Annotated in this window: 11 protein-coding genes; 5 read left to right on the top strand and 6 right to left on the bottom strand. The window is 73.0% G+C overall.

The genetic code is table 11. The features are described 5' to 3' along the window. Nucleotides 1–74: 74 nt before the first annotated feature. The gene (locus tag H7A73_RS06155; protein WP_182065135.1) at nucleotides 75–923 is read right to left on the bottom strand and encodes a LysR family transcriptional regulator; all 849 of its coding nucleotides are present in this window, start codon (nucleotides 921–923) and stop codon (nucleotides 75–77) included. 70 nt (nucleotides 924–993) lie between these two features. Here H7A73_RS06155 and H7A73_RS06150 point away from each other — a divergent pair, with 70 nt between their 5' ends. The 3 genes from H7A73_RS06150 (at nucleotide 994) to H7A73_RS06140 (ending at nucleotide 4,550) form a co-directional block, all read left to right on the top strand. Then, a complete protein-coding gene (locus H7A73_RS06150; protein ID WP_182065134.1) occupies nucleotides 994–1,899 on the top strand; it encodes a DMT family transporter in 906 nt (301 codons plus the stop codon). 152 nt (nucleotides 1,900–2,051) lie between these two features. After that, complete coding sequence (locus H7A73_RS06145; protein ID WP_182065177.1) at nucleotides 2,052–3,638, top strand: long-chain-fatty-acid--CoA ligase; 1,587 nt, start codon at nucleotides 2,052–2,054, stop codon at nucleotides 3,636–3,638. Nucleotides 3,639–3,680: 42 nt separating this feature from the next. Continuing rightward, nucleotides 3,681–4,550: a UbiA family prenyltransferase gene (locus tag H7A73_RS06140; RefSeq protein WP_182065133.1), complete on the top strand. Its 870-nt coding sequence runs from the start codon at nucleotides 3,681–3,683 to the stop codon at nucleotides 4,548–4,550. 101 nt (nucleotides 4,551–4,651) lie between these two features. Here H7A73_RS06140 and H7A73_RS06135 read toward each other — a convergent pair whose 3' ends face one another. The 5 genes from H7A73_RS06135 to H7A73_RS06115 form a co-directional block, all read right to left on the bottom strand. Beyond that, on the bottom strand, nucleotides 4,652–5,833 hold the full coding sequence (locus H7A73_RS06135) for an FAD-dependent oxidoreductase (RefSeq protein WP_259362740.1): 1,182 nt from the start codon (nucleotides 5,831–5,833) through the stop codon (nucleotides 4,652–4,654). Between the two features lie 57 nt (nucleotides 5,834–5,890). Beyond that, nucleotides 5,891–7,120 (bottom strand): acyltransferase family protein, encoded by a 1,230-nt coding sequence (locus H7A73_RS06130; protein ID WP_182065132.1) that lies wholly within the window; start codon nucleotides 7,118–7,120, stop codon nucleotides 5,891–5,893. Between the two features lie 186 nt (nucleotides 7,121–7,306). Further along, complete coding sequence (locus H7A73_RS06125) at nucleotides 7,307–8,605, bottom strand: NAD(P)/FAD-dependent oxidoreductase (protein WP_182065131.1); 1,299 nt, start codon at nucleotides 8,603–8,605, stop codon at nucleotides 7,307–7,309. Nucleotides 8,606–8,707: 102 nt separating this feature from the next. Next, nucleotides 8,708–9,256, bottom strand: coding sequence for a dihydrofolate reductase family protein (locus H7A73_RS06120; protein ID WP_182065130.1), 549 nt, complete (start codon nucleotides 9,254–9,256; stop codon nucleotides 8,708–8,710). 21 nt (nucleotides 9,257–9,277) lie between these two features. Then, entirely contained in the window at nucleotides 9,278–9,805 is a 528-nt protein-coding gene (locus H7A73_RS06115) for a hypothetical protein (RefSeq protein WP_182065129.1), read from the bottom strand. Nucleotides 9,806–9,887: 82 nt separating this feature from the next. Between H7A73_RS06115 and H7A73_RS06110 the strand changes: the two genes are divergently transcribed. Together H7A73_RS06110 and H7A73_RS06105 are read left to right on the top strand one after the other, a co-directional pair. Further along, nucleotides 9,888–10,661, top strand: a complete 774-nt coding sequence (locus H7A73_RS06110) for an alpha/beta fold hydrolase (RefSeq protein WP_182065128.1) — start codon at nucleotides 9,888–9,890, stop codon at nucleotides 10,659–10,661. A 71-nt stretch (nucleotides 10,662–10,732) separates the two neighbouring features. Further along, nucleotides 10,733–11,428: an esterase/lipase family protein gene (locus tag H7A73_RS06105; RefSeq protein ID WP_182065127.1), complete on the top strand. Its 696-nt coding sequence runs from the start codon at nucleotides 10,733–10,735 to the stop codon at nucleotides 11,426–11,428. Nucleotides 11,429–11,437 lie beyond the last annotated feature (9 nt).

The following is an 11,437-nucleotide window of genomic DNA, read 5'->3' as shown; positions in this document are numbered from 1 at the left end:
TCGGGACGAGCGGATCCGCCGAAGGTCGGAGCTGCCTGAGCTGCCGGAGCTGCCTGACCGGGGGACTGTCCGTCTCAGACCGCGTCCACCAGGGCCCGCGCCAGCGGGTGCCACGCACGGGACGACGGACCGCTCAGCACCAGGGTCCGTTCGAGCCGCCGGGCCATCGGGATCATCACGAGGTCGGGCGGCAGCATCCCGCGGCCCAGGGTCGGCACGATCGACACGCCCTCGCCCCGCTGGATCATCCCGAACATCGTGCTCATCTCCCGCACCCGGTGGGCGTAGCGGAACGGTCGGCCGTCGAGCTCGTGCAGCTTCTGGATCTGGTACTCGCAGCCGCCGCCGCCCGCCACCAGACCGTCCTCGTGCAGGTCGTCGAGGGTGAGTGCGGGCAGTTCGGCGAGGGGGTGGTCGCGGCGGATCACGGCGGCCATCTCGTCCCGCGCCACGACCACGCCACCGTCGGGCACCGGCGAGGGGTCGACGAGCACGGCGGCGTCGACCGTGCCGGCCTCGAGCCACTCCGGCATCTCGTCGTCGTCCCCCTCGTAGACCTGCACGTCGACGTCCGGCAGGGTCACGGTCCACAGCTCACGGAGCCGCGGCAGCAGGCCCTGGCAGACGGTGGGGACGGCGGCGAGGCGCACGGTGCCGCGCGCCGTGGCGGGCCGGACCACCGCCTCCAGGGCTTCGACCGAGGCGAGCACGCTCCGGGCGTGGGCCAGCAGGCGGTCGCCGAGCGGTGTGGCGGCGGCGACCGTGCCACGGCGCACCACGGGACCGCCGACCTCGCGTTCGAGCCCGGCGACGGCGTGGGACACCGCGGACTGGCCGACACCCAGCGCGGCGGCCGCCGCGGTGAAGGACCCGGCGTCGAGCGTGGCGACGAACGCGCGCAGTTGCTGGACCGACACGGTCATGCGTCCTCCTCATGTGTCCATGAGCGACATGCGTTCGCCACATGCCGCGCATCTGCCGAGACTGTACCTCGTGAACGCCCTCCTCTACGCCCTCGTCGCACTGACCTGGGGTTCGAGCTTCCTCTTCGCGAAGATCGGCCTCGACGGACTCGCCCCGCAGCAGGTCGCCACCGTGCGGACCGTGCTCGGCGGGGCGACGCTCGTCGTGGTGCTCCTGGCGACCCGGCGCCGGTGGCCACGGGAGCCGCGGACCTGGGCGCACCTGGCGGTCGTCGCGGTGTTCCTCAACGCGGTCCCGTCGTCGCTGATGGCGTGGGCCGAGCAGACGGTGCCGTCCGGGCTCGCGAGCATCTACAACGCGACCACGCCGATCATGACGCTGGCCGCGCTCGCGGTGCTCGTGCCGTCCGAACGGCTCCGCGGACGACAGGTGCTCGGGATCGTGCTCGGCATCGTCGGGGTGCTCGTGCTGGTCGGCCCGTGGGACGTCCTGACCGACCCGGAGGTCCTGGCGAGCGTGCCGGGGCAGGTCGCACTGCTCGGCATGACCGCTTCCTACGGCGTCGGGCTCGCCTACCTGCGCCGGGTGGCCGTGGCGAGCGCGTACGACCCGGTCACGCTGGCGACGGTCCAGCTGACGCTGGCCTCCGGGATGCTCCTGCTGGTCGCGCCCGTCATCGCGACCGGTCCGGTGCAGCTGGACGGGAGGATCGTGGCCGCGATGATCGCGCTCGGTTGCGTCGGCACGGGGCTGGCCTACGCCTGGAACACGCGGCTCGTGCAGGCGTGGGGTGCCGGCCGCGCCTCCACCGTCACGTACCTGACGCCGGTGGTCGGGGTGGCGCTCGGGGTGCTCGTGCTGGGGGAGCGGGTGCGGTGGAACGAGCCCGTCGGCGGACTCGTCGTCCTGCTCGGGATCGCCCTGGCGTCCGGGGTGCTCATCCGGCGGCGGGAACCCACGGCGTCCGCGGCCTGACCGGGGCCCCGGGCCGAGCCTGCCTGAGTGGTCCGCCGGTTCGGGCCTGCCTGACCGGTCCGGAGGCTCGGGCCTGCCTGACCAGTCCGGCGGGTCCAGCCGTAGGATCGGCGGTGACGACGACGAGGTCGTCGAGGAAGACGGAGACCGGCATGCACGACACCCACACCACCCGCGCGACCGCGTCGGTCGCGGCGATCCTCGCCGAGTCCGCGGCACGGTACCCGGACGACGTCGCCGTCATCGTGGGCGACGTCCGCACCACCTACGCCGAGCTGTGGGCGCAGACCCTGGCCTACGCAGGGGCACTCCGGGCACGGGGCGTGACCGAGGGGTCGAAGGTGGCGATGCTCGTGCCGAACGTCGCGGACTTCCCCCGCGTCTACTACGCCACCCTGGCCCTCGGCGCGGTGGCCGTGCCCGTGCACGCGCTGCTGAAGCGCCGCGAGATCGAGTACGTCCTGCGCGACAGCGGCGCGACCCTGCTCGTCTGTGCCGCCCCGCTGCTCGGCGAAGGCGCCGCCGGTGCCGAGCTCGCCGGGGTCGACGTCGTGACCGTGCTCGCACCGGCGACGACGGACGACGGGTCCGCGGCCGGCCCCGACCGGCTCGAGGCCCTGGCCGCGCAGAGCGAACCGCTCGACACCTACGTGCCGCGGCACCCGTTCGACACCGCCACGATCCTGTACACGAGCGGCACCACCGGCCAGCCCAAGGGTGCCGAGGGCTCGCACTTCGCGCTGCTCGAACAGGTCAACACCAACCTGATGACCACGTTCGACATGCACCGCGGGGACGTCCTGCTCGGCGCCCTGCCGCTGTTCCACACGTTCGGGCAGACCTGCACGATGAACACCGGGTTCCGGACCGGCGCGACGCTCGTCATGCTGCCGAAGTTCGACGGTGACACGGCGCTCGCCGCGATGGTCGAGCACGGCTGCGGCATCTTCATGGGCGTCCCGACGATGTACATGGCGCTGCTCGACGCCGCGACCCGCTCCGAGGCCCGTCCGACGCTCCGGTACGCGATCTCCGGCGGGGCCTCGCTGCCGCTCGCGGTGCTCGAGCGGTTCCAGCAGGTCTTCGACGCGCCGATCCACGAGGGGTACGGGCTGACCGAGACCTCGCCGGTCGCCACCTTCAACCACGTCGGGCGACCGCCGCGGCCCGGCACCATCGGCACGGCGGTCTGGGGCATCGACGTCGAGATCGCCGACCCCGAGGTCCGCGACGCGATCGTCATGCTGCCGCGCGGCGAGATCGGCGAGCTCGTGATCCGGGGCCACAACCTGATGAACGGGTACCTCGACCGGCCCGAGGACACCGCCGAGGCCATCGTCGACGGGTGGTTCCGCACCGGTGACCTGGGCACGAAGGACGACGACGGGTACCTGACGATCGTCGACCGCACCAAGGACATGATCATCCGCAACGGCTACAACGTGTACCCGCGGCAGGTCGAGGAGGTCCTCGCCACCCACCCCGACGTCGCGATGGCCGCGGTGTTCGGCGTGCCGCACGCGGTCCACGGGCAGGAGATCGAGGCAGCGGTGGTCCTGCGCTCCGGCGCGTCCGTCGAGCCGCAGGTCCTGGTCGACTTCGTCGCCGCCGAGATCGCCGCGTACAAGTACCCCCGGGTGGTGCACGTCCTCGACGCGCTGCCGCTCGGCCCGAGCGGCAAGGTGCTCAAGCGCGAGCTCGTCGACCGCTTCGGCGTCCAGGTGCCCGCGGTCCCGTGACCGGCGGCACGACCGCGCAGGAGCGATCCGTACGCTGACCGGGTGACCGCCAGCCGCACCCCGTCGACCGCACGACTGCTCTTCGCGTCGTCGCACCCGGGGCCCACGGTCACCGTGACCGTCCTCGCCGCGGTGATCGCCGCCGCCGTGGGGCACCCCGTGTGGCTCGTGGTGCTGGTGGCGCTGACGGTTGTCGCCGGGCAGCTGTCCATCGGCCTGGCGAACGACTGGATCGACGCGGACCGCGACCGAGCCGTCGGGCGGAGCGACAAGCCCGTGGCCCGCGGCCTCATCGCCGTCGGCACCGTCCGCGCCGCGGCGTACGCCACCGCCGGGATCGCCGTGGTGCTCTCGCTGTTCCTGGGGCCGGTCGCCGCGGTCGCGCACCTCGTGCTGGTCGCCGCCGGGTGGGCCTACGACGCCGGGCTGAAGCGTTCGGTGTGGTCGGTGGCGCCGTTCGTCGTCGCCTTCGGGCTGCTGCCCGTCGTGTCCGTCGCGGCCGGGCCGGAGGGGCAGTGGCCGGCGTGGTGGGCGATCGCCACGGGGGCCGTCTTCGGCATCGCGATCCACTGCACCAACGTGCTGCCCGACCTGGTCGACGACGACGCCACCGGAGTACGGGGCTTCCCGCACCGCCTCGGGCTCCGCGGCGCGGGGATCGTCGCGTTCGCCTCGCTCGTCGTCGCGGCCGCCCTGGTGCTCGGCGGACAGGTGCTCGGCGACGACCCCGTGCAGGGGCCCGGGATCGTGCTCGCGGTCCTCGGAGCCGTCGTGGTGGCGGTGCTCGCCGTCGTCGGCGTCCGGTTGGTGCTCGCGGGACGCGCATCACGCACCCTGTTCCGGCTGGTCATCGCGTCGTCCCTCGTGCTCGTCGTCGAGCTCGGCTTCGCAGGCGCGCGACTCGTCGCCTGACGACGCGGAACACACGGCGCGACCGCGCGATCGCGCGATCGCCCCGACCGCGCGCCGCGACTGCGCAGAACGCGCGCCGCGACTGCGCAGAACGCGGGCCGTCAGGCCCAGCGCATCGCGTAGAGCCGAGCCAGGCCGTGCGCGGTCGGCAGCGACAGGGCGGTCCGGAGCAGCGCCTCCCGGCCGGTCGCCGTGACGGGGCCGAGCGGACGGCCCAGTGCCATGTTCACCTCGGCCTGCCGTGCCGCGCGGCGGGCGGCTGCCTGGCGGCGGGCGGCGTAGCCCGGCCACGGACCGGCGACGCCGGTGCGGACCGCGCCCGCCAGCAGGGGCGCCAGCTCGGCAGCGTCGAGCCACCCGAGGTTCATGCCCTGCCCGCCGATCGGACTGATCTCGTGGGCGGCATCCCCGACGAGCACGACCCGGCCGACGCCGACGCGCTCGGCAGTGCGGCGGCGCACCCGGAAGCCGCTGGTCATCGAGCAGCTCGCGGGGTCGGGGACGACCCCGGTCCGTTCGGCGACGAGCGCGGCCAGGCGTGCGACGACCGCGGCGTCGGGCGTGCTCGTCCAGCTGCCCTCGGCCGAAGCGAACGCGTCGTCGTCCGGCACCAGGGCGACGTACCGGCGCCGTGCGCCCGGCAGCGGGAAGGACTCGACGACGCCGTCCGGGCCGACGTCGACCAGCGCGGCGGACCGTGCCGACGGCGCCTCGGGGTCGGCGAAGTCACCCATCACGTAGCGGTCCGGGTACTCGCGCCCGGTCGTCCCGATGCCGAGCAGGTCGCGGACGGCGCTCCGCGCACCATCGGCACCGACGACGAAGGCTGCGCGGAGCGTCACGGTGCCGCCGTCCGGTCCGGTCCCGACGGCGTCGACGTGGTCGGCCTGCCGGGACAGCGCGGTCAGGGTGGTCCCGGTCCGCAGGGCGCTCGATGCGCTGGCCCGGAGCAGGGACTCGGTACGGTGCTGGTCGAGGGTGGCCACGTACGGATGGGTCGGCGATGCCCGGTCGAAGCGCAGGGTGCCGATGGTCCGACCGCGGCTCCGGGCCACGCCGGCTCGCACCAGTGACGCCTCGGCGAGCACCGCGGTGTCCACGCCGATCGCGGCGAACGCGTCGAGGGACGGCGGGTGGATGCCGATGGCCCGCGAACCGGTCGGCGGCTCGGCCCGGCGTTCCCACACGCGGACGTCGACGCCCCGCGCCGCGAGGAGTGCCGCCAGGAACAGCCCGACGGGGCCGCCGCCGACGACGAGGACGTCGACGCGTTCGATGGGCACGTCGGCGAGCCTACGGTGACCGTTCACCGCGGCGTTCAGCGAGCAGAAGACGTCGGGTCAGCGGGCCGTACTCGACGTCTTCTGCTCACTCGAGGTGCTGCGCGGGGCTGCTGCCCGGCGACCCGCTCGGACCCGTGCGCGGAACCGCTCGACGGGGACCTCGACGGCGTACGCGGCACCGATCGACACGATCACCACCGCGCCGACCAGGCCGACCGTGCCCCACGGGCCGATCGCGAAGGTGCCGAGCAGGGCGATCACCAGCGGGTGCCAGAGGTACGCCGAGTACGAGACCCGGCGGCCGAACCACGACACCGGCGTCCAGGCCAGGGCGGCCGACACCGGGGAGCGGACCGAGACGAGCCCACCGATCGTCACCGCTGCGATCAGCCCGGTCAGCGGCAGCACGATGCCGAACGTCGACGCGTGCCGCGTCCAGTCGTCGTCGATCCAGAGCAGCACTCCGACCAGCAGCACGAGACCGAGCCAGGTCGCCACGTGCCCGAGGATCCCGGCGGCCCGCACGCGCACCCGTTCGTCGTCGAGCAGCAGAGCCAGTGCACAGCCGATCGCCAGCGGCACGACCCCGAGCACGGGCGAGAAGTAGACGTCGGGCGTGGCACCGCCGCTCGGGCTGCGGTAGCTCGCCCACGACGCCGCCGACGCCCCGACGACCAGGACCCCGAGCCCCGTCAGGAGCCAGCGGCGGCGGACCCGGAGTGCGGCGAGCAGGACCAGCACCGGCGGCCAGACCAGGTAGAACTGCTCCTCCATCGACAGGCTCCACGTGTGCGCGAAGACGCCCTGCGAGGTGTCCCAGAAGGCGCGGAACAGGTTGCCCGTGTAGGTCAGCGCGATGAACGCCGCTTCGCCCGACTGCAGCGAAGCGCCCTTGTAGTCACCGACCCAGTTCCAGAGCAGGAGCCCGACGACGACGAACGCGAGCAGTGCCGGGTACAGGCGGAGCAGCCGCTTCACCCAGAACGAGCCGAGGCGCACCTGCCCGGTGCGACGCCGTTCGCCGAGCAGCAGCGTCGTGATGAGGAAGCCGGACAGCACGAAGAACACCGTCACGCCGATGAAGCCGCCCTCGAACTGCGGCACGTGCAGGTGGTACAGGACGACGACCAGGATGGCGAGGGTCCGGAGTCCGTCGAGCGCGGGTGCGCGGTGTGTCAGCGGGGGCGGGGGCGCCTGCTGCGTCCTCGCCCCGGAGTGCTCCGGGGCGGCCGTGCGGTGCTGTGGCTGCGCCTGCGTCGGCGCGTGGGTCAGCGTGGTCGTCGCCATGGTCCCTCCCCGCGCTGCTCGGTTGCGTGTCGCCGACCAGGGTCCTCCTCGCGGGTAAGAGGAGTCTCAACGAGCGGGGTGCACCAGGCTCGTCAGCGCCGGCGACGAACGACAGCGCCGACGCCGAACGACAGCGCCGACGCAGCACGACACCTCACGAAGCGAGCGTGCGAGCGACCTCTGCGGCTACTCGGCCTTCTGCAGCTGCCAGGGGTCCGGCTCGCGGTCGCCGTTCGGGCGCACGGGGCGAACGTCGCCGACGATCGGGATCGAGCGCTTCCGCATGAACCACACGTAGCGGACGAAGAAGTGGGTCAGGGTCGACATCCGGTTGCCGGCGCCGAGCAGGCTCGTGATGTGCACGAACACCCAGGCGAGCCAGGCGACCGGGCCGACCATGGTGATCCCGCCGCGCAGCTGGGCGACCGCGGCGTTCGTGCCGATCGTCGCCATGGTGCCCTTGTCGAAGTACTTGAAGCGCTCGGTGGCCTTGCCCTCGAGCAGGCGCACGATCTGCCGCGCCGAGTGCCGGCCGCCCTGCAGCGCGGGCTGGGCGAGCTGGGCGAGGGCGTCGTCCTGCGCGGCGATGTCGCCGGCGGAGAAGATCCGCTCGGCGCTCTTCACGCTCAGGTCGTCGTTCACCTGGATGCGGCCACCGTGGGTCTGCGGCAGGCCCCAGCCGGAGACCTCCTTGTGGGCGGCGACACCGGTCGCCCAGATCACCTGCGACGCGGGGATGAACTCGCCGTCAGCGGTCATCACACCGTCGCGCTTGACCTCGGAGACGCCCGTGTCCAGCCGCAGCACGACACCGCGCTTGCGCAGCACCTTGGCGGCGTAGCGGCGCAGACGCGGGGCGAACGGCTTGAGCAGCTCGCCGCTGCGGTGCACGAGGGTGATCGAGATGTTGCCGCGTTCGATCTCCGGGTACGCGCCGACGAGGGCCTGGTCGCGGAGCTCGGCGAGCGCGCCGGCCATCTCGACGCCGGTCGCACCGCCACCGACGATCACGATCCGGATCTCGTCGGGGCCCTGGTTCGCCGCCGCTTCTTCGAGCCGGGTGAACAGCTCGTCGCGGATGCGGAGCGCCTGCGAGCGGGAGTACATCGAGTACGCGTACTCGTACGCACCGGGCGTGCCGAAGTAGCTCGTGTTCACACCGTTGGCGAGGATCAGGTAGTCGTAGTGCAGGTGCTCGCCGTCGGACATCTCGGCGATGCGCTCGTCGGTGCGGATGCCGGTCAGCAGGCCGTGACGGAACTCGGCGTTCGACTGGCGGGCACGGAGCGAGCGCAGGAAGTACGTCACGTCGCCGGCGTTCAAGCCACCCGTCGCAACCTGGTACATCAGGGGCTGGAACATGTTGTAGACGTGGCGGTCGACCAGGGTCACCCGGACCGGCGCATCGGCGAGCTCCCGCATGGCGGCCACACCGGCGAATCCACCGCCGACGATGACGACGTGCGGGCGGGTGTCCTGGGTCATGCTTGCTCCGGTGTTCCTCGGGTGCGGATGGTCACCCACGAGGGTACGCGCGGTTCGCCGGGGCGCATGACGGGTGGGGCCGGGAGGCCCGTGGTGCGTCCGTCAGGCGTCGAGCCGCCCGTAGGTGTTCAGCACGTTCCCCTTGCTCGTCACGGTGCTGTCGACCAGACGCAGCCGCGTGGGCGGGTCGGTCGGTTCGAACAGTCGTCGGCCACGGCCGGCGATCGCCGGGTGGATCATGAGCTGCAGTTCGTCGAGGACCCCGGCGAACAGCAGGCTGCGGACGAGCGTGACACTGCCGCACACGGCGATGTCCGCCCCATCGCGCTGTTGCAGTCCGCGGACGAACGCGGGGACGTCGCCCGGGATCCGCGTGCTGTTCTGCCAGGTCAGGTCGTCGCGGAGCGTGGTGGAGGCCACGTGCTTCTCGATCGGGTTGATCCACTGCCCGAAGGGGTCGTCGGCGTGGGCGGGCCACCACTCGGACCACTCCAGGTAGCTGTTCCGGCCGAGCAGCACGGTGTCGGTCCGGGCCATCCAGGCGCCCATCGCCGCACCGAGCTCGTCGTCGAAGCTGTCGTACTGGAACTCGTAGGGGTCCTGCACGACGCCGTCGACCGACGTGAACAGACCGGCAGTGGTCTTCCGCATGGGACGGATCGTACCCGTCGGTCAGCTGCCGGTGCCGTCGCTGCTGCTGCCGTCGCTCGTGCCGTCGCTGGTGCTCCCGTCGTTGCTGCCGGAGCCGTACCCGGGGGCCTGCCCGGTGCCGTTGCCCGGGAACCGGTTCGTGTCGGGCACCTGCGTGGTCGACTGCGTCCGGTCCGCACCGATCGCGTGGCCGATGGCGAACCCGACGCCGCCGCCGACGAGCAGCGCGGCGAGCCCGACGATCGCGGCGAGGAGCGGCCAGAACCACGGGGGCTTCGGGCCCGTGCTGCGGCGGGTGGTCGCGTCGCCGGCGCCGTACCAGGGGGTGGCGCCGTTCGGGGCGGTGGAGTCCCAGGCGCCCGGGTTCCTGGCGTCGGCGTCCGCGCGGTACGGCTGCTGCTGCTGCTGCTGCTGTTGCGGCGCGGGGGCGTCGAGCGTGGAGGTCGACGTCGGGGTCGGGGCGGTGCCCCAGCCGGTCGGAGCCGCTGCCCGGTTCGCCCGGTCGGAGCCGTCCGGTTCGTGGCCGTTGGTGGGAGTGGTGTCGCTCATGCCAGGAGTGCACACGGCCCGGCTGTGTGCGGCCGATGACGAGGCTGACCCGGTGCTGCGAACCGCCGCGTAGCCTCGGCTCGTGCGCGCTGCTGTGGAGACCGTCCGGATCGACGGGTTGCCCGTGCGCCTGCACACCATGGCAGCGCGAGAACCGGTCCGCGACGACACCGATCCCACCGTCGTGTTCGTCCACGGCATCGGGATGTCCCACCGGTCCTTCGCCCGGTCGCAGCGCGCCGTCGCCGCCGAGCACCGCACGATCAGCGTCGACCTGCCGGGGTTCGGCTGGCTGCCCGCGGCCGGTCGGCAGCTGCCCATCGAGGAGCTCGGCGACGTGGTCGTGCGGGCGGTCCGCCACCTGGTCGACGGCGACCTGGTGCTCGTCGGGCAGTCGATGGGGGCCCAGGTCGTGGTCGAGTCCGCCCGGCGCCACCGGGAGACCGTCGCGGCGATCGTGCTCGTCGGTCCGGTGATCAACGCGGAACGGCGATCGCTCCCGCTGCAGGCGCTCGACCTGGGCCGCGACGGCTTCGTCGAGGGGCTCCGGATGAACGGCGTCCTGGTCACCGACTACCTGCGGAGCATGCGGCAGTACACGCGTGAGCTCCGGCCGATGCTCCGCTACCCGACCGAGCAGACGATCACCGAGGTGACGCAGCCCGTCCTCGTCGTCCGCGGCAGCCAGGACCCGATCGCGCGGCACGACTGGTCGGTTCGGGTCGCGGCCGCCGCGCCGGACGGCACCTTCGCGGAACTGGCCGGCCCGCACCACGTGCAGGAACGGCAGCCGGACGCCTTCGCGCGCCTGCTCGAGTCGTTCCGCGGCGCCGAGCGCCTGGAGGGGCTGCGATGACCCGGCCAGCCACGTCGGGGACGGATGCGGCGCGGACGGGGCGATCCGGGCCTCCAGGCCGTGTCCCGCTGGTGCGACGTGCGTGGTGGGCCGCACTCGACTGGGGGTACGCGGCGAGGTGGCAGGTCCGGAGCCTCGGCCCGACCACCGCGGACGACTACCGGAACGGCACCGGGCAGCCCGTCGTCGTGGTCCCCGGCGTCTACGAGACCTGGCACTTCATGCGGCCGCTGATGGACGCGCTCCACGATCGGGGACACCCGGTGCACGTGCTGCCCGTCCTGCGCCACAACCTGCGGCCCGTGCCCGACTCGGCGCGCGAGGTGATCGCGTACCTGGAGGACCAGGACCTGCGGAACGTGCTCGTGCTCGCACACAGCAAGGGCGGACTGATCGGCAAGTACGCGATGACGCAGCTCGACCAGCACGAGCGGATCGACCGGATGGTCGCGGTGTCGACGCCCTTCGCGGGCTCGGTCTACGCGCGGCTCGCGCCGGTGCCGCACCTGCGGGCGTTCCGGGCGGCCGACCCGGTGCTGGCGGGGCTCGCGCGGGAACTCGACGCGAACGCGCGGATCACGTCGGTGTACGGGGTGTTCGACACGCTCATCCCCGAGGGCAGTGCGCTCCAGGGGGCAACGAACGTGCGGCTGCCGGTGGGTGGGCACTTCCGGATCCTCGGAGATGCGCGGACGCGGTCGGCGGTGCTGGCGGCGGCGGACCCGGGTGAGGGCGGCGGCTCCCGCTCCGGCGGTCGTTCGCGCTGAGTGACACCC

It is taken from the genome of Curtobacterium sp. ME12 (genome assembly GCF_903970855.1).
Lineage (GTDB): Bacteria > Actinomycetota > Actinomycetes > Actinomycetales > Microbacteriaceae > Curtobacterium > Curtobacterium poinsettiae_A.
Note: the sequence above shows the minus strand (reverse complement) of the source record. Positions and strands in the feature narration are given on the sequence as shown.